This window comes from Actinoplanes sp. ATCC 53533 (genome assembly GCF_003947245.1).
On the sequence record NZ_QHHV01000031.1, the window covers coordinates 136,752 to 158,641 of the forward strand.

The window sequence follows — 21,890 nt, forward strand, 5'->3', positions numbered from 1 at the left end:
GAGCGCTTCGCCGGGTTTCTACCAGCCCGCCGGCGTGCAGGGCCCGCCGGCGCCGACCGGCTCGACCTGCAGCGTCGCGTGGTCGATGGCGAACTCCTCGTGCAGCGCCTCGCGGGCGGTGGCCAGCACCGCACCCAACTCGGCGGAGGGCTCCAGGCTCAGGTGCGCCGAGGCCACGTCCATGCCCGAGGTCAGCGTCCAGACGTGCAGATCGTGCACATCGCAGACGCCCGGCACGGCGGCCAGCCGGGTGCGCACCTCGCCCACGTCCAGGCGCTCGGGGGCGGCCTGCACGAGGATGCGGACCGCGGCGCGGCCGAGGGCGAAGGTGCGGGGCAGGATCATCAGGGCGACGACCACGGCGATGATCGGGTCCGCGTAGGACCAGCCGGTGACCGCGATGATCCCGGCCGCGACGATCACGCCGACCGAGCCCAGCAGGTCGCCGATCACCTCGAGGTACGCCCCGCGCACGTTGAGGCTCTCCTTGGCCCCGGAGCGCAGCAGCAGGAAGGCGACGATGTTGATCAACAGGCCGCCGACCGCGACCAGCATCATCGCGCCGGCCGGCACGTGCGGCGGGTCGGTGAAGCGCCGCACCGCCTCGATCAGCACATAGATCGCGACGCCGGTCAGCAGCAGGGCGTTGGCCAGCGCGGCCAGCACCTCGAGCCGGTAGAGCCCGAACGTGCGCTGGGAGTCGGTGGCCGCCCGCCCGGCGGCGTGGATCGCGGCCAGCGCCATCGCGATGCCCAGCACGTCGGTGAACATGTGCCCGGCGTCGGAGAGCAGTGCCAGCGAGCCGGTGGCCAGCGCGGCGCCGGTCTCGACCAACATGAACGCCGCCAGCAGGCCGGCCGCCCACCACAGCCGGGTGCGATGCCGCTCGCCGGCGCGTAACGCCTGGCCTCCGTGGTCGTGCCCGGCTCCCATGAGCCCTACCCTCCGTCGTCGCGCTGAGCCTCGGCCAATATATGTTCACATCGCTATGTATGCAACTTGAACTCGATTGCCATTCCCGGGGTAGAGAGGTGGGACAGACCGCTCGCTACGGGAAGGAAACACCCTTGTCCAGACGTACTCTCGCGCTAGCCACCACGGCCGCGTTGGCCGTCGTGCTCGGCGCGGCTCCCGCCGAGGCCGCCCACCGCGGCGCCCTGCCGACGACCATCCAGCTGCCCAACGGCTTCCAGCCGGAGGGCATCGCGATCGGCCAGTCCCCGTACGCCTACTTCGGCTCCCGGGTCGACGGTGACATCTACCGGGCCAGCCTGCGTACGGGTCGCGGCGAGGTCATCAGTCAGGGACCCGGCACTCAATCGCTCGGCCTCAAGATCGACCGCCGGGGCCGGCTCTTCGTCTCCGGCGGCAACGGCGGCAACGCCCGCGTGCTCGACACCGCCACCGGCGCGGTGCTGAAGTCCTACCAGCTGCAGACCGTCCCGTCGTTCATCAACGACGTGACGCTGACCGGTGGCGCCGCCTGGTACACCGACTCCACCAACCCGGTGCTGTTCAAGCTGCCGCTCGGCCGCTCGGGCAAGCTGCCCGCCGAGGCGGTCCGGGTGCCGCTGACCGGGGAGATCGCCTACACCACCGGCAACAACGCGAACGGTATCGCGCCGTCGCCGGACGGCCGGGGACTGATCATCGTGCAGTCCAATCTCGGCAAGCTCTTCCGGACGTCGTACTCGGGCGTGACGACCGAGATCGACCTCGGCGGCGAAAGCGTGCCCGGCGGCGACGGCCTGTGGCTGCGCGGCAGCACGCTGTACGTCGTGCAGAACCGGCTCAACGTGATCACCCGGATCCAGCTCGACAAGCACGCCACCAAGGGCACGGTGGTGAGCCGCACCACGGACCCGGGCTTCGACGTGCCCACCACCATCGCGGAGTACGGCAAGCGCTTCTACCTGCCGAACGCCCGCTTCACCACCCCGCCGACCCCGGAGACCGAATACACCGCGGTCGGCGTGCGACGCCCCTAACGGGCGCCGCTCCAGTCGCGGGTCCCCACCGTCGTCAGGCGCTGGGTGGCCCGCGACAGGGCCACGTACAGGGTCCGGGTGCCGCTGGTGTCGATCGCGATCTCGGCCGGCTCGACCAGCACCACCGCGTCGTACTCCATGCCCTTGGCCTGCAGCGCGGTGACCACCCGGACCCGCTCGGGCAGCCCGGCCACCCACCCGGCCAGCTCGTCCCGGCGCGACACCGGCGTGATCACGCCGATCGTGCCGTCGACGTCGGAGAGATGCTTCTCGGCCGCCTCGCGTACGGCCTCCGGCAGTTGCGCGGCGCCGACGATCAGGTCCACCGGCTCCACGCCGGTGCTGCGCACCGCGGACGGCAGCGGCAGGTCCGGCATGATCGAGCGGATCACCCGGGCGGCGACCGCGAAGATCTCCGACGAGTTGCGGTAGTTCGTGGTCAGCGAGTATGTGTTGCGGCGCCGCGAGCCCAGCGCCCGGTCGCGGGCCCGGTCCAGCTCCTCCGTGTCGCCCGACCAGGCGGTCTGCGCCGGGTCGCCGACGATCGTCCAGGACGCGTACGCGCCCCGCCGGCCGATCATCCGCCACTGCATCGGCGTCACGTCCTGCGCCTCGTCGACCACCACGTGTGCGTAGTCGCGATAGTCCTCGTCGCGGATCACCTGGGCGCGGGCCATCGACTGCCGGTCCGCGTACGTGCTGACCTCCTGCACGCCGTCGCGAACGTGGAACGGGTTGTTGCCCTTCTTGCGCTGCGGCTGGCGCGGACGGCCCATCAGCTCGTCCAGCTCGTCGAGCAGCGCCACGTCGGCGATCGTCGGCCCGTGCTCGTCGAGGCCGTCGAACGAGCCCTGCAGCAGCGCGATCTCCTCCCGCGACAGCACCCCGTTGGTGTACGCGCGCAGCCGCGCGGGCTCGGCCAGCCAGCGCAGCACCCGCATCGGGGTGAACCGCGGCCACCAGGCGCGCAGGAAGTCTCGGAAGTCGGTGCGATCGGCCAACTCCGACTCGAACTCCCGCTTCTCCGGCAGGCTCTTCACCGAGCCCTTGGCCTGCGCCCACAGCGCGTCGAAGAGCCGGTCGAAGCCGACGCCCCGGACCTCGTTGCGCCGGGCCCCACGGGGCAGCGCCTTGCGCCGGATCCGCTCCAGGTCGGCGGCGTCCAGGCGGAGCAGCGCGCCTCGGTAGAGCAGCCGCAGCTCGGTCGGCGCGCCCGGCACCGCGTCGTGCGAGGCGCGCTCCAGCACCCGGCGCATCCGCAGCGAGCCCTTGAGCGTGGCCACCGCGGTCGGGTCGGTGCGGGTGGCGTCGTACCCGGCGACCAGCGAGCCGAGCGAGCGCAGCGTCGCCGTGTCCTCGCCGAGCGAGGGCAGCACCGTGGCGATGTAGTCGACGAACACCCCGGACGGGCCGACCACCAGGATGCCGCCGCCGGCGAACCGGCCGCGGTCCGAATAGAGCAGGTACGCGGCCCGGTGCAGCGCCACCGCGGTCTTGCCGGTGCCGGGGCCGCCGGTGACGATCGTCACGCCGGAGGCGGGGGAGCGGATCGCGTCGTCCTGCTCGCGCTGGATGGTGGCCACAATGTCGCGCATGCCGCGGCCGGTGGCCTTGGAGAGGCTGGCCAGCAGCGCGCCGTCCCCGACCACCCGCATGTCGGCGGGCGCGGCCTCGGGGTCGAGCAGGTCGTCCTCGATGTTGGTGACCCGTTCCCGGGTCGACTGGATCATCCGACGCCGCACCACCCCCAGCGGGTCGGCCGGCGTGGCCCGGTAGAACGCGGCCGCGGCGGGCGCCCGCCAGTCCACGACCAGCGACTGCGAGGCCTCGTCGCGGATGCCCATCCGGCCCACGTAGTGCAAGGCCCCGGTGTTCAGGTCGAGGCGGCCGAAGACCAGGCCCTCGTACTCGGCGTCCAGGGCGTGCCGGCGCCGGGCGCGGTGGAAGACCATGGCATCGCGCTCGACCAGGGCGCCATAGGTGCCGACGCCGGCGAGCTGATAACCCTCCTTCTCGGCCGTGGAGGCGTCCTTGCGCAGGTCGGCGAGCCGGGCATATACCCGGTCGACGTGCTGCTGCTCGATGGCGATCTCCTGCTGCAGGACGGTGGCGTCGCTCAAGTCCGTTGTGCTCCCCGCTGGTGCTGTGTGCGTGCTGCCGCCGCCCGGCACCGGTGCCAGGGGGCAATCGAACTTACTCCTGTTCCGGTACCGGCGTCGACGGCGGCTCGCCCGTACCGCTCTGGCCTGGGCTTTTTCGCGGCACCCGCGGATGCCCGGCGCCCGACCCTGCCGCCTTGCTCTGCTTCCCCATCGGAAGCACCCTCGATCGTGGCCCGGCATCGACACCTGGTGTGTTTCCCATGGGGAAGGGAAGCAGAGCAAAGCCGTCAGCGAGCGACCTGCTTTGCTCCCCGCCGCCGCACTTAGCGGCTTGGTCGTAGCCGAGCTAAGCGCTTGGTCGTAGCCGAGCTAAGCGGCTTGGTCGTAGCCGACCTAGGCGGCTTGGTCGTAGCCGATGCGGCGAGCGGCGGAGCGGCGGCTCGGCCGGCTCTTCGCGGCGCGGTCGACGACGGCCAGCAGCGCGGCGGAGACGTCTGCCGGGCGTTCCATCATGAGCATGTGGCCCGCGCCCGCGCAGACGGTCAGCTCGGTGCCCGCCAGCGCGCCGGCGATCGACTCCGCGCACGGCGGCGGAGTGAGCCTGTCCCGGTCACCGACCAGCGCCGCCGCCGGCACGTCGCCGAGCGCGGCCAGCGTTTCCAGCCGCTGCTGGGCGCCGACCGAGGCCCGGAAACCGCCGATCGACCGCAGCGAGGCCCGGCCGAACGCCGACATGGTCACCTCGAGATCGCCGGGCTCGTAGTCGGCGCCGAAGAGCAGCCAGCGCACGGTCGGGCGCAGCATGGGCAGCATCGCGCTGTGCGGGCGCCAGGCGCCGAGCCGGGCCAGCAGTCCGGCGCCGGCCTGCTCCGCGGCGCGCAGCACCGGCGTCAGCGGGGTGGGCAGGCCGTAACGGGTGTGGGACGCACCCTCGGCGGTGGTCGAGACGAAGACCAGGCCGGCCACCCGCCCGGCGAACTCCTGCGGATATCCCTCGGCGAACTCCATGATGGTCATGCCGCCCAGGGAATGCCCGGCCAGCACGATCGGTCCGGCCGGGGCGTGCTCGCGGAGCACCTCGGCGAGGTCGTCAGCGAGCTGGGTCAGGGTCGCCGAGTGCAGCCGGGTCGAGGAGGAACGGCCGTGCCCGCGCGCGTCGTATGCGACGACCCGGGCGTCGACCTCCGCCAGCGCCTTCGCCTGGTGATGCCAGGTGCGCCGGTCGAGACACCAGCCGTGCAACAGCACAACGGTCACCGGCGCGTCCACCGGTCCGCTGGTCTCGATATGCAGCCGTACGCCATCGGCGAGGGTGAGCTCCGACCGCTCGGGCATGGGCACCTCCGTGATCCGCACGGCCCCGTTCGTACCCACGGGTAGCAAGCATCACGCGTGATCGCGGAAATTGCCATATCTGTCGGAGATCTTGCGCCGGGCGGCCCGTCCCAGTCGGTGGGCGGAGGGACGTGATCTGCCTCGCACAGGCTGTTCGCGGCCGGTCACTCGTAGAGAATCACTGTCATGACGGGCTCCTCACCTGCGGAACAGGCCGCGCCGACGCGCTCGGCCGCCGCCACGGTTCCATCGGCCCCGGCCGGCGCGCTCCAGGTTCCCGGGCAGGTGTCGCATGCCCACGACCTCGGCGCGGCGGAGGCCCCGGCGGCCCCGGCGGCCCGGATCGTGCGGCCGGCCGATGCGCTGGCCGCGCTCATCGCCGGCAACCGCCGGTTCGTCAGCGGGCGCCCGCAGCACGGCCACGAGGTCTCGGCGGCCGCTGCGGCATCCGGCGGGCAGTTGCCGCACGCCGTGGTGCTCGGCTGCATCGACTCACGGGTGCCGTTGGAGGCGATCTTCGATCAGACCTTCGGCTCGATCTGCGTGGTGCGCTCCGGCGGCCACGTGGTGGACCGCGCGGTGCTCGGCTCGGTCGGCTTCGCGGTCTCGGCGCTCAACGTGCCGCTGATCATGGTGCTGGGGCACGTCCGGTGCGGCGCGGTGGACGCGACGGTGCAGGCGCTGCGCGCGGGCAGCCGCCCGGACGGCGACGTGGGCTACCTGGTGGACGAGATCACCCCGGCGGTCCAGGCGATCGGCCTGGACGACCCGGAGGTGACGGCCAAGGCGATGCGCGCGCACGTGGCCCGGACGGTGCGCCGGTTGGGTGACGTCACCGGGGTGCCCGCGGCGATCGCGGCGGGCAAGGTGGCGGTCGCGGGCGCGGTCTACGACCTCGACACCGGCTGGGTCGACCTGATCACCTGATCGACCTGATCACCTGATCGACCTGATGGCCGGTTTGGGCGGTTGGGCGGCCGGCCCCGGGCTCGGTTGCTGATCAACTTTGTCTTGATCTTCAGTGGGCGCGAAAAAGCGCTCTCCGGCCCGCAGGGGCCGGAGAGCGCCGGTGAAGCGGAGAGCACTCAGCTCGCGAAGACGCCCGCGTCCTCGAGGCGCTTCTCGATCGTGGCCCAGCCGTGCTTCGGGAACGACGCGTCCAGGCCCTCGATCTCGGCGCGGATCTTGGCGCCGTGGCCCGCGGCCGCCAGCACACGGATCTCCTCGACGAAGGCGTCCGAGTCGGTGCGGAGGTGGTTGGTCTTGCCGTTGGTCAGATTGCGCACGTAGGCGAAGCGACCTTCGGCGAGCGGGATGAGGTACTTGAACTCACCGAGCACGCTCAGGGCCCCGCCCTGACCGGCCTGGCCGGCGCGGACTGATGCGCGGGCGGTCTTTGAGGTGTTGCTGGCCACGGCGGTACTCCTAGCTAGGTATTCCTCGGCAAAGTTGTCGGCAGAAAATGCCGCAGCCAGCCTACACGAGCCAGCGTTGGCCGTGCCGCCGGACGGGGTTCGACCGTTAGGTCGGGTGTGCCTCTACGGCCATTCACATGTCGATATTGCGGTTTCTCTGGCGCACCATCCGTACCACCCGGCATCATGGAGCACGATCAACCGCGGTCGAGGTCGTAGGGGAAGACGCACCTCGGTCTCCGGGAGGTCACCGTGCCAACGTGTGGCGTCGTATACGTCCACTCGACCCCACTCGCCGTGTGCCAGCACGTCGAGTGGGCGATCGCGCGCGTCCTGACCGCGCCGGTCAATCTGCACTGGACTGAGCAGCCGGTTGATTCCGGCATGCGGCGGTCCGAGTGCAGCTGGACCGGTCGGCCTGGGACGGGTGCGGAGCTGGCTGCTGCCCTCCGGCAGTGGCCCATGATCCGTTTCGAGGTCACCGAGGAGCCGAGCCCCGGCGTTGACGGGGAGCGTTTCATGCATGTCCCCGGGCGCGGGTTGTTCCGGGGCACTATCGGCGCGTCCGGTGACATCCAGATCGGTGAGGACCGGCTGCGGGCCATCATGGCCCAGGTCAAGGCTCCCGAGGCGCTTTCGCATGCCCTCGAGAAGGCGCTCGGGACGGCGTGGGACGCCGAGCTCGAGCCCTACCGCTATGCCGGGGACGGAGCGCCGGTCACGCTGCTGACCCGAGTGGGCTGACCGCGCGGGTCAGGTTTGTCTACCCGGTCGATAGCTGATCCAATGGCGGCCGTGAATAGGGCGCTTCGCGTGGCTGTGACCGTACCCCTGGCTCTGTCCTCGCTGGTGGGGTGCGGCAGCGATGCGGCGCCGCAGCCGGCCCCGGTCTCGGCGTCGCCCGCCGGGCCGGCACCGGCCGTGAGCGCCGCCGAGGCGACCGGCGATCCCGCCGCGCGGGCGCGGGAGGCGGTCCGGAGCCTCACCGACGCGCAGTTGGCCGGCCAGGTGTTGATGCCCTACGCCTACGGTGACGCCGCCGACAAGGTCGACCGGACGGCCGCGGCCGGCAACCAGCGGATCGCCGGCGTGGACACCCCCGCCGAGATGGTCACGAAGTTCGGCCTCGGCGGGCTCATCCTGGTCGCGTTCGCCCCGGACGACCCGACCGGGGCGACCAACCCGGCCACGAACGTGGACAGCCCGCAGCAGGTCCGGGCGCTGACCGACGGCCTGCAGCAGGCCGCGACCCGGCTGCCCGGCGGCGCGCCGCTGCTGATCGGCACCGACCAGGAGTACGGCGTGGTCACCCGGGTCAAGAACGGGGTGACCCTGCTGCCGTCCGCGATGGCGTTCGGCGCGGCGGGCGCGCCGCGGCTCACCGAGGGCGCCTGGCGGGCGGCGGGCGAGGAGCTGGCCGCGATGGGCATCAACCTCGACTTCGCGCCGGTCGCCGACACGCTGGGAGCGCAGGGCAGTTCGGTGATCGGTTCCCGTTCGTTCGGCGCCGATCCGAAGGCGAACGCCGCCCAGGTGCAGGCCGCCGTGCGGGGCATCCAGGGCGCCGGCGTGGCGGCGGCGCTCAAGCACTTCCCCGGGCACGGGCACACCACCGGGGACAGCCACGACGGTCTCCCGGTGGTCGCGCAGAGCCGGGCGAAGTGGGACGCCGAGGACCGGCCGCCGTTCGCCGCCGGCATCACCGCCGGCGCCGGTGTCGTGATGTCCGGGCACCTCGACGTCGAGGGACTGGACAAGGGCGTCGCGGCGACGTTCTCCCGCAAAATCATGACGGACGTGCTGCGGGGCGACCTGAAGTTCACCGGGGTGGCGATCACCGACGCGATGAACATGCCGCCGGCGATGAAGTGGCCGGCGGGCGAGGCGGCGGTCCGCGCGCTCAACGCCGGCAACGACATCCTGCTCATGCCGCCGGACCTGGCCGGTGCCCGGGACGGCATCCTGGCCGGGCTCAAGGACGGCAGCCTGCCACGGGCCCGCCTGGTCGAGGCGGTCACCCGGGTGCTCACGCTGAAGTTCCGCGCGGGCCAGGCCCGCCCGGAGCTGTCCACGATCGGCTCGGCCGCACACCAGAAGGCCGTGGGTGCCGCCGGCGCGGCCGCCGTCACCCTGCTCAAGGGCCCGTGCTCCGGGCCGCTGGTGACCGGGCCGGTCACCGTCAGCGCGTCCGGCGGCCGCGAGACGGCCCGGGCCAACCTGGTCAAGGCCCTCCAGGACGCGGGCGTCAAGGTCCAGGCCGCGGGCGGCACGGTCGTGCACCTAGTCGGGTACGGCGACAAGCAGACCGACCTGAGCCCGGACGCGGCGGTCACGGTGATCATGGACACGCCGTACCTGCTGGCCGGGTCGCGGTCGCCGACGCTGCTCGCGACCTATTCGTCCAGTCCGCTCGCGTTGACCGCGCTGGCCGCGGTGCTCGCCGGCAAGGCAGCGGCCCCGGGCAAGTCGCCGGTGGCGGCCGGCAAGCTGCCCCGCAGCGCCTGCGTCAAGTAAGCCGCCCCGGCGCCGTGGCAGCGTGGAGTGAGTGGTCGGTAGCGTGCCGGCGTTAGGTGAGGCGCCGGTAGCGTCCCGGCGCTGACCCGTGCCGGCGCCGGAACGCCGTCGCGAACGCGAACTCCGAGGTGTATCCCACCCGGTGCGCGACGGTGGCCACGGTCGCGTCCGAGTCGCGCAGCAGCCGGGCCGCCACGGTCATCCGCCACCAGGTCAGATAGCTCAACGGCGGCCGGCCGACCAGGGCGCTGAAGCGGCGGGCGAACGGCGCCCGGGACAGCCCGGCATGCGCGGCCAGCGACGCCACCGTCCACTGCCGGGCCGGGTCCCCGTGCATGGCGTGCAGTGCGGCCGCGGTCACCGGGTCGCGCAGGGCCGCCGCCCAGCCCGTCGGCGCGGCGGGCTGTTCGGCGTACCAGCGGCGCAGCAGGTAGAGCAGGAGCATCTCCAGCAGGGCGGGCACGACGGCGTCCGTGCCGAGCCGCGGGTGCTCCAGCTCGGCGGTGAGCAGGCCGACGGCCGCGCGCAGTTCGTCGGTCGGGGTCAGGCGGATCAGCTCCGGCAGGTCGTGGACCAGCGGGTGCACCTGGGCGGGGTCGATCTCGTACGCGCCGCAGAGCGTGACCACCTCCTGCCCGCGCGGTGGCGACCCCGGCGCGGGGGCGGTGCACGGGGCGGGCACGGCGTCCGGCGTACCGGCGAGGGCATGCGCCCGACCGTGCGGCCGGAACACGACGTCGCCGGCGTTGAGCCGGACGGGCGCGGCGGCGCCCGGCGGGAGCAGCCAGGGCGACCCGCGCAGGATCACCTGGAAGCCCATCGCGCCGGGCACCTCGGCGAACTCCTGCGCCCAGGGCGCGTCCCAGCCGAGCAGCATCGAGCGCGGCCGCCCGGTCCGCTGCACCGCGAGCACGTCACTGAGCACATCCATGCCACACCCGCCGAGACGATCGCGAAGGTTTCCGGGATTCAAAAGCATAGGGCGTCCTCACCGGTCCGCCTACGGTCGGTGGTCATGAGAGCAGCACGCATCCACCGGTACGGCGGCCCGGCCGTCATCAGCTTCGACGAGATCCCGGCCCCGACCCCGGGACCCGGCGAGGTGCTGATCCACGTCGCCGCCACCTCGTTCAACCCGACGGAGACGGCCCTGCGCTCGGGGCGGCTGGCCGAGCTGCTGCCGATCACCCTGCCGCTGACCCTGGGCTGGGACGTCGCGGGCACCGTGGCCGGCGAACCGGTCATCGGGATGCTCGCCTCGGGCGCGGCAGCCGAGTTCGCGGTGGCTGCGGCCACGGCCCTGGTGCCCGCCCCGGCCACGGTCCCGCTCGCCGACGCGGCAGCCCTGCCGCTGGCCGGGATGACCGCCTGGCAGGCCGTCACCGAGCACGCCAAGATCGTGCCCGGCGAGCGCATCCTGATCAACGGGGCGGGCGGCGGCATCGGCGGCTTCGCGGTCCAGCTCGCCCGGCACGCGGGCGGGTACGTGCTGGCCACCGCGAGCCCGCGCAGCGCCGCGATGGTTCGCAGCCTCGGCGCCGACGAGGTGCTCGACTACACCGCCGGGCCGCTGGCGGTCGGGGCGCCGGTGGACGTGCTGCTCAACTGCGCGTCGATCCCACCGGCCGCCGCGGCGGCGCTGGTGCCCCTGGTCCGGCCCGGCGGCCGGATCGTCACGGTCGCCACCCCGATCGAGGCCGCTGCGGAGTCCGGCGTGACCGTGGAGCACATGATCACCCGCAATGATCCGGCCGGCCTGGCGGAGCTGGTGCGGCTGGTGGACGCGGGCGTCCTGCGCCTGGACATCACCGCCCGGCGCACCCTGGCGGACCTGCCGGAGCTGCACCGCCTGGCGGAGTCCGGCGCCACCCGCGGCAAGATCATCGTGACGCTTTAGCGCGTCGCGAACGGCGATCTGGTGGCGGTGCGGGGTGGACCCGGGCGTGGCGATCTGGTGGCGGCGCGGGGTGGACCTGGGCATGGCGATCCGGTGGCGCCCGGGTGAGCTACGCGGCGCGGGCCGGGCGGTCGGCTCGGGCTTCGAGCGGGATCCGGCCCTCGGTCAGAGCGGGATTGTTGCGCTCAGTCAGAGCGGGATCCGGCCCTCGGTCAGAGCGGGATGTTGCCGTGCGCGCCGCGGGCGGCCGGGGCCGCTGCCAGGGCCTCCGCGATGCGGCGGCGGGTCTGCTCCGGGGTGATCACGTCGTCCACCACGCCGATCTCCAGCGCCCTGCTGACCCCGCCGGCCGTCCGGAGCTGGTGCTGGATCAGCGTTTCGCGCAGCGCGTCGCGCTGGTCGTGCGGGGTCGACGCCAGCTTCTTGCGGTGCAGGATGTTCACCGCCGCGCTCGCGCCCATGACCGCGACCTCGGCGTTCGGCCAGGCGAACACGGCCGTGGCGCCCAGCGAGCGGGAGTTCATCGCGATGTACGCGCCGCCGTACGCCTTGCGGGTCACCAGCGTCACCCGGGGCACGACCGCCTCCGCGAACGCGTGCAGCAGCTTCGCACCGCGGCGCACCACGCCGTCCCATTCCTGGCCGAGGCCGGGGAGGTAGCCGGGCACGTCGACGAGCACGATCATCGGCACGCCCAGCGCGTCGCACATCCGCACGAAGCGGGCGGCCTTCTCCGCGCTGGACGCGTCCAGGCAGCCGCCCAGGCGCAGCGGATTGTTGGCGATGACGCCCACCGTGCGGCCGCCGAAGCGGCCCAGCGTCGTCGACACGTTCGGCGCCCACTTGGCGTGCAGCTCCACGCCGGGCTCGTCGAGCAGCGCCCTGACCACCGGCTTCACGTCGTAGGCCCGGTTGAACTCGGCCGGCATGCTCTGCGAGAGGTCAAGATCCGCGGCGACGTCCGCCGGGACCAGCCGGCCCTGGCGGCCGAGCAGCACGGTGAGCTTGCGGGCCTCGGCCAGCGCGCTCTCGTCGTCCTTGGTGGTGATGTGCACCACGCCGGAGCGGCGGCCGTGCGGCTCGGGACCGCCGAGGCGTTCCATGTCGACCTGCTCGCCGGTGACGCTGCGGACCACCTCGGGACCGGTCACGAAGATCCGGCCGGCCTTGCTCATGATCACGATGTCGGTCAGCGCCGGCCCGTAGGCCGCGCCGCCGGCCGCCGGGCCGAGCACCACGGAGATCTGCGGTACGCGCCCCGACGCGCGCACCATCGCCGCGAACACCTGACCCACGCCGTCCAGCGCGACCACGCCCTCGGCGAGCCGGGCACCCCCGGAGTGCCAGAGGCCGAGCACCGGCACCCGCTCACGGACGGCGGTGTCGATGGCGTCGACGACGTGCCGGCACCCCGCGAGCCCCATCGCGCCGCCCATCCGGGTGGCGTCGGTGGCGAAGGCTACCGCCGCCGTGCCCTCGACCTCACCACGCGCCCACACCACGCCCGAGTCGTCCGCGGGGGCGAGCAGGCGCAGCGAACCGTGGTCGAAGAGCGCCCGCAGGCGCGCCTCCGGATCGCGGTGGTCGACGGCCGGATCGGCCGAGGATGAGGTCGTGGTCACGGCGTTCTCCCTGGTCGGGGTGCGGGTCACGCGCGGGTGAACACCAGCGCCACGTTGTGTCCGCCGAAACCGAACGAGTTGTTCAGCGCGGCCGGGATGTCGAGCGGGCGGGCCTTGTGGGCCGCCACGTCGAGCGTCAACGCGTCGTCCGGGTCGTCCAGGTTGATGGTCGGCGGAACGATGCTGTCCCGGATCGCCAGGATCGTGGCGATCGACTCCAGCGCGCCGGCCGCGCCGAGCAGGTGCCCGGACATCGACTTGGTCGAGGTGAGGACCGGGTGGTCGCCGACCGCGGCGAGCAGCGAGGCGATCTCGGCCATGTCCCCGACCGGCGTGGAGGTGGCGTGCGCGTTCACGTGCTTGATGTCGGACTTGGCGACGCCCGCGTCGGCCAGCGCCTTCGCGATGGCCCGGATCGCCCCGGCGCCCTCGGGGTGCGGCTGGACGATGTCGTAGCCGTCCGAGGTGATGCCGGCGCCGGCCAGCCGGGCGTAGATCGTCGCGCCGCGGGCGATGGCGTGGTCGGCGCGCTCGAGGACGAGCGCACCCGCGCCCTCGCCGAGCACGAAGCCGTCCCGGCCCTTGTCCCAGGGCCGTGAGGCCCGCTCCGGGTCGTCGTTGCGGGTCGACATGGCCCGCATCGCGGCGAAGCCGGCGATCGGCAGCGGGTGGATCACCGCCTCGGTGCCGCCGGTCATGACCACGTCGGCCCGGCCGGCCCGGATGAGGTCCAGGCCGAGCGAGAGGGCCTCGGCGCCGGTCGCGCAGGCGCTGGCCATCGCGTGGACGCCGGCCTGGGCGCCGAGTTCGAGGCCGACCCAGGCGGCCGGCCCGTTGGGCATGAGCATCGGCACGGTGTGCGGGCTGACCCGGCGCGGCCCGGAGGCCTCCAGGATGTCGTCCTGGTTGAGCAGGGTCTGCGCGCCACCGATGCCGCTGCCGAAGCTGACCGCGAGGCGCTCCGGGTCGAGGCCGGAGTCCTTCAGGCCGGCGTCGGCCCAGGCCTGGTGGGCGGCGATCAGCGCGATCGCCTCGGAACGGTCGAGCCGGCGCAGCTTGACCCGGTCGATGATCTCGGACGGTTCCACGGCGAGCTGGGCGGCGATGCGGACGGGCAACTGCGCGGCCCACTCCTGGGTGAGCGCACTCACCCCGGAGCGGCCGGCGAGCATGGCGTCCCAGGTGGACGCGACGTCCCCGCCAAGCGGGGTCGTCGCGCCGAGCCCGGTGACGACGACGTCTGTCGAGCTCATGTCAGTGGTTCGCCTCGATGAAGGAGACGGCGTCGCCGACGGTCTTGAGGTTCTGCACCTCGTTGTCGGGGATCTTGACGCCGAACTTCTCCTCGGCGGCCACCACGACCTCGACCATGGACAGCGAGTCGACGTCCAGGTCGTCGGTGAAGGACTTCTCCTCGGCGACGTCGTCCGGGTTCACCCCGGCGACCTCCTCGAGGATCTCGGCGAGGCCGGAAGTGATCTCAGCGCGGGTAGCCATGTTCGGTGGTTCCTCTCGATGGTGGGGAAAACTCGCGGGCAGGACCGCTGCGAAACCCTACGGGCAGCGGATGACCTGGCCCGCGTACGTGAGGCCGCCGCCGAAGCCGAAGAGCAGGACCGGGGCACCCGAGGGCACCTCGCGGCGCTCGACCAGCTTGGACAGGGCCAGCGGCACACTTGCCGCGGAGGTGTTGCCGGACTCGACCAGGTCCTTGGCGACGACCACGTCCGGGCCCAGGCCCAGGCGCTTGACGATGCCGTCGATGATGCGGGTGTTGGCCTGGTGCGGCACGAAGGCGGCCAGCTCCTCCGGGCGGACGCCGGCCCGCTCGCAGGCCTGCAGCGCGAACGGGGCCAGGGCGGTGGTCGCCCAGCGGAAGACGGCCTGGCCCTGCTGCTGGATGTACGGCTGCCAGCCCTCGATCCGCAGCACGTCGCCCTTCTCCGGGGCCGAGCCCCAGAGCACCGGGCCGACGCCGGCCTGCTCGCCGTCGGGGACCGCGGAGACCACGGCCGCGCCCGCGCCGTCGCCGAAGAGCACGGCGGTGGTGCGGTCGGTCCAGTCGGTGACGTCGGAGAGCTTCTCCGCGCCGATGACGATGGCGTTGCGGCTGGCACCGGCCCGGATCGCGTGGTCGGCGGTGCCCAGGGCGTAGGAGAAGCCGGAGCAGGCGGTGTTGACGTCCATCGCCGCCGGGGCGCTGATGCCCAGCCGGGCGGCGACGCGGGTCGCCACGTTCGGGCAGCGGTCGATGGAGGAGCAGGTGGCCACGACGACCATGTCGATGTCGGCGGCGGTGAGCCCGGAGCCGGCCAGGGCCTTCTCCGCGGCGAACGTGGCCATGTCGGCGACCGACTCGGTCTCCGCGAGGCGCCGCTCGGCGATGCCGACCCGGTCCTTGATCCACGCGTCGTTGGTGTCGACGATCTTGGCGAGATCGTCGTTGGTGACAATGCGCGAGGGCTGGTAGTGCCCCATCGCGACGATGCGGGAACCCGCGGTCATCGTGTTGCTCCTTCGATCGCGACGGACACGGTCACTGCTGTTGCCCACCGATGCGGGCCACCGGCTGGCCGGGAGCCACCGGGTCGTCGTGATGGGCCAGCCACTCGGTCAGCAGGCCGGCCGCGTGCGCGGTGATCTCGACCGGGCCCTGCCGGGTGACCACCTGGCCGATGGCCTGCCCGGTGCGCACGTCGGCGCCCTCGGCCAGCCCCTCGGCGGGCTGGAACAGCCCCGCGCTGGGCGCCACCACCACCCGGAACAACGGCATCGGCTCGTGGGTCGACACGGTGCCGTGCCGGGCGATCAGGTCGCGGGCCGCGGGCAGGTCGTCGGGGGTGTTGAGGGTGACGATCTCGGGGGCGTTGTCGCCCTTGAGCTCGCGCTTGACCAGGCCGGCCAGGGTGCCGGCCGGGGGCAGCTCGATGATGCCGGTGACGCCCAGGTCGCGCAGGTTGCGCATGACCAGGTCCCAGCGGACCGGGGCGGTGACCTGGCGGACCAGGCGCTGCAGCAGCTCGCGGCCGTGGATCACCGCGGAGCCGTCCAGGTTCGACAGCAGGATGCGGGCCGGGTCGGTCACCGGGACGCCGGCGGCGACGGCGCCGAGGGCCCGCTCGGCGGGCGCCATGAACGGCGTGTGGAACGCCCCGGCGACCTGCAGCGCGATGACCCGGGCCCGGGCCGGCGGCTCGGCGGCGAACTTGGCGAGCGCGTCCAGCGCGCCGGCGGCGACGATCTGGCCTGCGCCGTTGCGGTTGGCCGGATACAGCCCGTGGCGTTCGATCGCGGCGACCACCTCGTCGGCGTCGCCGCCCAGCACGGCGCTCATGCCGGTGGGCTCCAGGGCGCAGGCGGCGGCCATCTCGCGACCGCGGACCCCGGCGAGCGTGATGGCGGACTCGGCGGGCAGCACCCCGGCGAGGGCGGCGGCACCGAGCTCACCGACGCTGTGCCCGGCGACCAGGCCGACGTCGTACATCGGCAGGTGCTCGGCGGCGAGCAGGGCCGCGGCGACGAGCAGCGGCTGGGTGCGCGCGGTGTCCTTGATCGCCTCGGCGTCGGCCCGGGTGCCGAGATGGATCAGATCGACGCCGGCGAGCGCGGACCACCACGTGAGGCGCGCCTCGGCGCCGGGAAGATCGAGCCATCCAGAGAGGAAGCCGGGCTTCTGGGAACCCTGGCCAGGAGAGAGTACGGCGAGCACGGACTCGACTCTTCCGGATGCGGGCTCGTTCCGGGGTTGCTGCACGGGACCAAACCCTACGACCGGCGTTGTAGCTTTCCTACAAACACCCCGATGTTTCGTCCAGATTGGTCATGGTATCGGGGGTCTGGTGGCTGGTGAAGATGCTCCCGGTCGGGCCGTGATTTAGCTCGCAGGATCGAGGCGCCCGATGGTCAGGGCCATCCGCAGGGCGAACGCGTCCCGCCCGTCCAGCGGCGACAAGCCGGTCACCTCCGCCACCCTCTTGAGGCGATATCGCACGGTGTTCGGATGCACGAACAGCTCCCGGGCGGCACTTTCCAGCACCCCGCCGGCCGCGAAGAAGGCGTCCAGCGTCTTGAGCAGTCCGCCGCCCGCGCGGGACAGGGCGCCGTAGACGTCGTGCCGGAGGGCGCGCCTGGCCTCGGAATCCCCGGCCAGCGCCCGCTCCGGGAGCAGATCGTCGGCGCCCACCGGGATCGGGGCGCCGGGCCAGGCGGGCGCCGCCCGGAAGCCGGCCAGCGCGGCCCGGGCCGACTCGGTGGCCTGGTCCAGCGAGGGGACGGCCGGGCCCACCACGATCGGGCCCTCGCCGAAGCTCGCCGCCAGGTGCCCGGCCACCGCCAGCGGGTCGGCGGCGCCGCCGACCACGACCACGAGCCGGTCGCCGTGCACCCCGCCGATGACCTCGACCCGGGCCCGGCGGGCGGCGCGGTAGACCGAGTGCAGCACCGCGGTGATGTCCCCACCCGGGGAGCGGCCCACGACGACGGCCACCGGCGGGGCGTCCGCCCAGCCCAGTGCCGCGGCGCGGCTGGCGAGCACGTCGGAGGAGTCGCCGCGCAGCAGGGCGTCGACCAGCAGTGCCTGCAGCCGGGCGTCCCAGGCGCCGCGCGACTCGGCGGCGCGGGCGTAGACCCGGGCGGCCGAGAAGGCGATCTCCCGGGAGAACTTGAGGATGGCCAGCGCGAGGGCCTCCTCCTCGCCGGCCGCGGCCAGGCTGCTGACCTCGGCCTCGGCCACGTCGATGGTGACCTTGACGAGGGCGACGGTCTGGGTCAGCGTGATCGAGCGGGCCAGCGCGCGGGGGGCGGCGGCGAAGACCTCGTCGGAGATCTCCTGGGTGCCGGCCGCGGTGCCGCCGGAGCGCAGCCACTCCACCAGGGACCGGACCCCGGCCTGGGCCACCAGCATGACCCAGGAGCGCTGGTCGGCGGGCAGGGCCCGGAACCAGGGCAGGGTCTCGTCCATCCGGGCGACGCTGGCGCTGGCCAGGGCCCCGGCGCGGCGTTCGACCCGGCGCAGGGTGGCGGCCAGCGGGGGCCGCTTCGCCGTACCCCCGGATTTCGCCTCCGTCGCCACCCGGCCAGCCTGTCACGGCCGGGCACGCGGGCGGTCGCCGGTGCCGCGGCACGTCTTTTGATGGCAGCGGCTGGCCTGGTGGTTGTAGCGTTCCGCCCGTTGCCGAGCTTTCTTCATCTGCACACTTTGGGTTATTTGTCCGAAATAGCGGTGCGCCTTCACCGCGACTTCGGTCGGTGACCTGGCAGGGTGTCGTCCTAGCACCGCAACGGACTGGTCCGTGGGCGGCGTTAATGACAGGCGGCGCGGTGCCGATGAGAGCCGGTAGTCCGGATGGCGGGCAGGAGGGGAGGCAGGGATGACGGAGCGCGAGGACGGCCAGCTGTACGCCGACGCGGAGCAGACCGCCGCGGAGGAGCCGTTCCCCCCGGCCACCGAGGAGCCGGTCGACGACGTCCCACACCGGGTCGGTTGCCGCACCGAGCTGCGCGGCTGGGCCGGTGCCCACCTGCACGGCGCGGTCCGCCCCCGGCGCCGGGCCGTGAGCCGCGGCCGGCCGCCCGGTCGCTGGTGCTGATCGGCGGCCCCGCTCACCCTCGCGGGTGACTGGCTGCGGTGTGGCGGGCTCGTTCCGTCCCATCTCCCAGCCGGCCTCGTCACGGTGTGCCGGTGGACGACAAGAGACGACTCATCCTCGACCAGGCCTTGGCTCTCGTCGACGAACACGGCCTCGGCGCCATGTCCATGCGCGCCGTCGCCGAGCGGGTCGGGCTCACCTCGATGGCGCTCTATCCGTACGTCGGCGGCAAGGATGCCCTGCTCGACGGGCTCGTCGACCTCCTGCACCTGGAGCTGGGCACCGGGTACGGCGAGGACCCCGGTGACATCGACTGGCGGCAGCGCCTCTGTGCCCTGGGCCGCGCGGTTCGGGCCTTGTCCCGGGCGCACCCCGGCGCGTACCCGCTGCTGTTGAACCGGCCCTCCGCCGGCGCCTCCGCGTCCTGGCTGACGGCCGCGCTGCGCGGCTGCCTGCACGACGCGGGCGTGCCGGACGGGCAGGTGCCGCGACTGACCCGGATGATCTGCGCGTTCCTGCTCGGCTACACGGTCGGCGAGGTCACCGGCGGCCTGCCCGTCGACGAGGCGGCGGCCCACGACGACGCGGCGGAGTTCGACGCCGATCTGGACGACCTGGTGCGGCTCGTGGAGGTCACCGTTAGCGTCGCGTGAAGCCGTTCCGCGTCGCCGCCGGCGCGTCGTGCCCTATAAAGAGGCTTATGTCCGACGGGTACGTTCTGGAGCGGTACATCCTGCTGCGCCGTGCCGCGTTCCTGATGTGCGGCGACTGGGGGCACGCCGACGAACTCGCCCGCACCACCATCGCCCGCGTGCTCGCCGACCCCGACATCCCCGAGCCGGACCTGTGGGCGTTCGCCGACCTGATGGCCGCCTTCAAGAAGCCCCGCGGCCGGCGGGAGCACGTCTTCGTCGCCCCGGACCAACCGGCGCGAGCCGCCGCCGTCGCGGCGGGCGACATCTCCGGCGGTGGCCGGCTGCAACTCGCCGCCGCGCCCGCCCGGATCGCGGCACCGCCCGTCGGCGCCTCCGTGCACACCGTGCTGGTGCTGGACGCGCTGCACGGCCTGTCCCCGCGCTGCCGGGCCGTGCTGGTGCTGCGGCACTTCTGCGGCCTGGCCATCGACGAGACCGCGAACGCGCTCGACCTGGACGACAGCCGGGTGCTCGCCTTCGAGGCGACGGGCCTGGGCGCGTTCGCGGGGTTGCTGGCGGGAGTGCGATGAGCGCGCTGCTCACCGCGGTGCTGGAACGGGCCTGCGAGAGCGAACCGCCGCCGGGCGACGCGGTTCCCGACATCGTGCGCCGCGCCGACCGGCTACGCCGTCGCCGCGCCCGCGGCGTGGTACTGACCGGCCTGGTCGTGGTGGCGCTGGTCGTGCTGCTCGGGTACGCCCTCACGACCGTCCTGCTGCCCGGCCCCAAGCCCCGCTCGACCGCCGCCGTGCCCGTGCCCCAGCCACGCCCGTCGGCGGTGCTGGACCCGGTGCTGGCCGTGCTGGCGCCGCCGGTCGACGCGAAGGGCTACCGGATCGAGCCGCGCCCGCCCGCCTCCGGAGCCGGCTGGCGGCGGTACGCGGTGCTGAACGCGGAAGGGGAGCCGCGGGGCCTGGTGGAGGTGGCCGTCTACGACGCGCCGGCCGGGCTGTGCCTGCCCGTGCTGGCCGCGCCGGACGCCTGTGCCCTGCCGGACCGGACCGGGGCGGGGGTCGAATACTCCCGCTATGCCGAGATCGCCGACGTCGACTGGCAGGTGCACGAGGTGATCGCCCGCCGGGCGGTCGACGGCCGCACGGTGGCGGTCATGGCCACGGGCGAGCGGGGCACCGGCAGCGCCGAGCGGGGCGAGCCGCCGCTGACCACGGCGGAGGTCGCGGAGGCGGCCACGAACACCAAGCTGCCGGACGGCTTCGGGCTGGGCGAGCGGTGCAACGTGCCCGCGCCGGCCTGCCCGATCCTGCGGGTGCCGGTGCGCCCGGCCGGCTGACCGGTGCGACCCGCCGCCGGTGGCTCGGCCCCGGCGGCGGATCGGGTGGATCAGACCCGGCGGCGGATCAGGAACGCGATGCCACCGAGGCCGAGCAGGATGGTGAGCAGGACCGCGCCGTTGAGCAGGAACAGCCGGCGCATGTCGGCGAGCACGCTGTTGACACCCTCGACCGGGTCCAGCTCCTCGGCCGCGACGTCCTCGCCGATGCCGCCGCCGATGCCGCCGGTGACCACGTCCGGCTTCTCCTTGAGCGGCACGCCGCTCACCCGTAGCGACTCCGACATGGTCAGTCGCCCGTAGAACCAGCCGGCCGTCTTCTTGCCGGCCGGCTGCTTCGCCGGACGGTAGGCCCGCGGGCCGCCGGCGGCGTTCGGGTAGAGGTCGTAGGTCTGGTTTGCCTTGTCCTTGATCAGGACGGTGACCGTGAACTTCGGACCGAGCTTGTCGGCCGCGGGTTTCGAGGTGGTCGGCGTCGTGGTCGCCAGCCAGCTCACCTCGTTGAGCAGGCGCTTGAACAGCTCGGGGCGCTCGGCGGCCTGCACGGTCAGCTTGCCGCCCGGGAACTTGCCGGCGATCTGCACGCCGGTGGGCTTCGGCGGCGCCTTGGGCGCGGCCAACGCGGAACCGGCGGTCACCAGGCCGGCCGGAGTGGCCGCCTGAGCGACGCCGGCCGGAGCCAGCCCCGCGCTGAGCACGGCACCTACCGCGAGCACACCGGTCGCCGACAGCAATCGGGCGATCACCCCTTGAACCACCGTCCGGCCTCCCCGCCCCGTGAATGACATCCGTGCGCTGGTCGTGCCGGCGGGCCCAGGTCGGTCCGGCGCCGGCGCGGCATCGTTTGCTCAGCCTGCCCGCAGATGGTCCCGGCCGCATCTCGGACCGGGACGAATTGGAGCTATCTGGGATCGACTGCGGTGGCGAACGATGGCCGCTGATCAGCGGGCGAATAGTACCCACGGCAGGCAAGTCGGGGGTGCCGCGGTCACTCGTGCAGCTGACGTTCGTACCCATTTGGACGGGTGGTGCTGGCCGGATTCCTGCCCGATGCGGTACGCGCGCGCCGTAATCCCGCCGCGCGCGTACCGAAATGGTCACGAAACCTCATGACCGAACTCGCCTGGGCTTCCGCCGCGGGTCGGCTCAGCCGAGCCGGCCCCGCGCGGTGGTGAGCCGGGCCAGGGTCCGCTCGCGGCCCAGCACCTCCAGCGACTCGAACAGCGGCAGGCCCACCGTGCGGCCGGTGGCCGCGACGCGCACCGGTGCCTGGGTCTTGCCCAGCTTGAGCCCGCGCTCCTCGCCGACCCGCTCGAGGGCGGCCTTCAGCGGCTCGGCGGACCATTCCTCCAGCGCGCCGAACGCCGCGATGGTGGCCTCCAGGATCTCGCCGGCGCCTTCCTTCATCGCCTTGTTCCACGACTGCTCGTCGCTGACCGGCTC

At 73.3% G+C, this 21,890-nt stretch carries 21 protein-coding genes and 1 pseudogene; 9 read left to right on the forward strand and 13 right to left on the reverse strand.

Annotation, left to right across the window (positions count from 1 at the left end; translation table 11 throughout):
• Nucleotides 1–18: 18 nt before the first annotated feature.
• Nucleotides 19–933 carry a cation diffusion facilitator family transporter gene (locus DMB66_RS12735; protein WP_125804264.1) on the reverse strand — a complete coding sequence of 305 codons (915 nt, stop codon included), beginning with the start codon at nt 931–933 and terminating at the stop codon, nt 19–21.
• 134 nt (nt 934–1,067) lie between these two features.
• Between DMB66_RS12735 and DMB66_RS12740 the strand changes: the two genes are divergently transcribed.
• Nucleotides 1,068–1,988: a superoxide dismutase gene (locus DMB66_RS12740; protein WP_125804265.1), complete on the forward strand. Its 921-nt coding sequence runs from the start codon at nt 1,068–1,070 to the stop codon at nt 1,986–1,988.
• On the opposite strand, the gene DMB66_RS12745 is transcribed toward DMB66_RS12740, so the two are convergent.
• Nucleotides 1,985–4,108: an AAA family ATPase gene (locus DMB66_RS12745; RefSeq protein ID WP_125804266.1), complete on the reverse strand. Its 2,124-nt coding sequence runs from the start codon at nt 4,106–4,108 to the stop codon at nt 1,985–1,987. The two genes, DMB66_RS12740 and DMB66_RS12745, sit on opposite strands and share 4 nt — an antisense overlap.
• A gap of 375 nt (nt 4,109–4,483) precedes the next feature.
• Nucleotides 4,484–5,425: an alpha/beta fold hydrolase gene (locus DMB66_RS12750; RefSeq protein WP_125804267.1), complete on the reverse strand. Its 942-nt coding sequence runs from the start codon at nt 5,423–5,425 to the stop codon at nt 4,484–4,486.
• Between the two features lie 186 nt (nt 5,426–5,611).
• On the opposite strand from DMB66_RS12750, the gene DMB66_RS12755 reads away from it, so the two are divergent.
• Nucleotides 5,612–6,352 carry a carbonic anhydrase gene (locus tag DMB66_RS12755; protein ID WP_125804268.1) on the forward strand — a complete coding sequence of 247 codons (741 nt, stop codon included), beginning with the start codon at nt 5,612–5,614 and terminating at the stop codon, nt 6,350–6,352.
• Nucleotides 6,353–6,510: 158 nt separating this feature from the next.
• Here the strand turns inward: DMB66_RS12755 and DMB66_RS12760 are convergent, their stop codons facing one another.
• The gene (locus DMB66_RS12760; protein WP_125804269.1) at nt 6,511–6,840 is read right to left on the reverse strand and encodes a hypothetical protein; all 330 of its coding nucleotides are present in this window, start codon (nt 6,838–6,840) and stop codon (nt 6,511–6,513) included.
• A 252-nt stretch (nt 6,841–7,092) separates the two neighbouring features.
• Between DMB66_RS12760 and DMB66_RS12765 the strand changes: the two genes are divergently transcribed.
• Together DMB66_RS12765 and DMB66_RS12770 are read left to right on the forward strand one after the other, a co-directional pair.
• A complete protein-coding gene (locus DMB66_RS12765; protein ID WP_125804270.1) occupies nt 7,093–7,584 on the forward strand; it encodes a DUF3145 domain-containing protein in 492 nt (163 codons plus the stop codon).
• A 42-nt stretch (nt 7,585–7,626) separates the two neighbouring features.
• On the forward strand, nt 7,627–9,354 hold the full coding sequence (locus tag DMB66_RS12770) for a glycoside hydrolase family 3 protein (RefSeq protein WP_125804271.1): 1,728 nt from the start codon (nt 7,627–7,629) through the stop codon (nt 9,352–9,354).
• Nucleotides 9,355–9,406: 52 nt separating this feature from the next.
• Here the strand turns inward: DMB66_RS12770 and DMB66_RS12775 are convergent, their stop codons facing one another.
• Nucleotides 9,407–10,285, reverse strand: a complete 879-nt coding sequence (locus tag DMB66_RS12775) for an AraC family transcriptional regulator (protein ID WP_125804272.1) — start codon at nt 10,283–10,285, stop codon at nt 9,407–9,409.
• 84 nt (nt 10,286–10,369) lie between these two features.
• On the opposite strand from DMB66_RS12775, the gene DMB66_RS12780 reads away from it, so the two are divergent.
• Nucleotides 10,370–11,251, forward strand: a complete 882-nt coding sequence (locus DMB66_RS12780) for an NADP-dependent oxidoreductase (RefSeq protein WP_125804273.1) — start codon at nt 10,370–10,372, stop codon at nt 11,249–11,251.
• A gap of 212 nt (nt 11,252–11,463) precedes the next feature.
• Here the strand turns inward: DMB66_RS12780 and DMB66_RS12785 are convergent, their stop codons facing one another.
• From DMB66_RS12785 to DMB66_RS12810, 6 genes are all read right to left on the reverse strand, one after another.
• Nucleotides 11,464–12,873 (reverse strand): acyl-CoA carboxylase subunit beta, encoded by a 1,410-nt coding sequence (locus DMB66_RS12785; protein WP_125804274.1) that lies wholly within the window; start codon nt 12,871–12,873, stop codon nt 11,464–11,466.
• A 26-nt stretch (nt 12,874–12,899) separates the two neighbouring features.
• Nucleotides 12,900–14,126 (reverse strand): beta-ketoacyl-ACP synthase II, encoded by a 1,227-nt coding sequence (fabF, locus tag DMB66_RS12790; RefSeq protein WP_125804275.1) that lies wholly within the window; start codon nt 14,124–14,126, stop codon nt 12,900–12,902.
• Nucleotide 14,127: 1 nt separating this feature from the next.
• Nucleotides 14,128–14,370, reverse strand: a complete 243-nt coding sequence (locus DMB66_RS12795) for an acyl carrier protein (RefSeq protein WP_023359558.1) — start codon at nt 14,368–14,370, stop codon at nt 14,128–14,130.
• Nucleotides 14,371–14,427: 57 nt separating this feature from the next.
• The gene (locus DMB66_RS12800) at nt 14,428–15,378 is read right to left on the reverse strand and encodes a beta-ketoacyl-ACP synthase III (protein ID WP_125804276.1); all 951 of its coding nucleotides are present in this window, start codon (nt 15,376–15,378) and stop codon (nt 14,428–14,430) included.
• A gap of 31 nt (nt 15,379–15,409) precedes the next feature.
• Nucleotides 15,410–16,582, reverse strand: coding sequence for an acyltransferase domain-containing protein (locus DMB66_RS12805; protein ID WP_125804277.1), 1,173 nt, complete (start codon nt 16,580–16,582; stop codon nt 15,410–15,412).
• 165 nt (nt 16,583–16,747) lie between these two features.
• Nucleotides 16,748–17,833 (reverse strand): CdaR family transcriptional regulator, encoded by a 1,086-nt coding sequence (locus DMB66_RS12810; protein ID WP_199752285.1) that lies wholly within the window; start codon nt 17,831–17,833, stop codon nt 16,748–16,750.
• A gap of 409 nt (nt 17,834–18,242) precedes the next feature.
• Here DMB66_RS12810 and DMB66_RS12815 point away from each other — a divergent pair, with 409 nt between their 5' ends.
• The 4 genes from DMB66_RS12815 to DMB66_RS12830 all read left to right on the forward strand — a co-directional run bounded on the left by DMB66_RS12815 (nt 18,243) and on the right by DMB66_RS12830 (nt 20,447).
• Nucleotides 18,243–18,461 (forward strand): hypothetical protein, encoded by a 219-nt coding sequence (locus DMB66_RS12815; protein WP_233624503.1) that lies wholly within the window; start codon nt 18,243–18,245, stop codon nt 18,459–18,461.
• A gap of 92 nt (nt 18,462–18,553) precedes the next feature.
• Nucleotides 18,554–19,114 (forward strand): TetR/AcrR family transcriptional regulator, encoded by a 561-nt coding sequence (locus tag DMB66_RS12820; protein WP_125804278.1) that lies wholly within the window; start codon nt 18,554–18,556, stop codon nt 19,112–19,114.
• A 47-nt stretch (nt 19,115–19,161) separates the two neighbouring features.
• Nucleotides 19,162–19,686 carry a hypothetical protein gene (locus DMB66_RS12825; protein ID WP_125804279.1) on the forward strand — a complete coding sequence of 175 codons (525 nt, stop codon included), beginning with the start codon at nt 19,162–19,164 and terminating at the stop codon, nt 19,684–19,686.
• Nucleotides 19,683–20,447, forward strand: a complete 765-nt coding sequence (locus tag DMB66_RS12830) for a hypothetical protein (protein ID WP_125804280.1) — start codon at nt 19,683–19,685, stop codon at nt 20,445–20,447. Before DMB66_RS12825 ends, DMB66_RS12830 begins: the two co-directional genes overlap by 4 nt.
• Nucleotides 20,448–20,497: 50 nt before the next feature.
• On the opposite strand, the gene DMB66_RS12835 is transcribed toward DMB66_RS12830, so the two are convergent.
• Both DMB66_RS12835 and DMB66_RS12840 read right to left on the reverse strand, forming a co-directional pair.
• Nucleotides 20,498–21,193, reverse strand: coding sequence for a hypothetical protein (locus DMB66_RS12835; RefSeq protein ID WP_370318365.1), 696 nt, complete (start codon nt 21,191–21,193; stop codon nt 20,498–20,500).
• A 400-nt stretch (nt 21,194–21,593) separates the two neighbouring features.
• Nucleotides 21,594–21,890: pseudogene (locus DMB66_RS12840) on the reverse strand (glutamate--tRNA ligase); the annotation flags it as partial.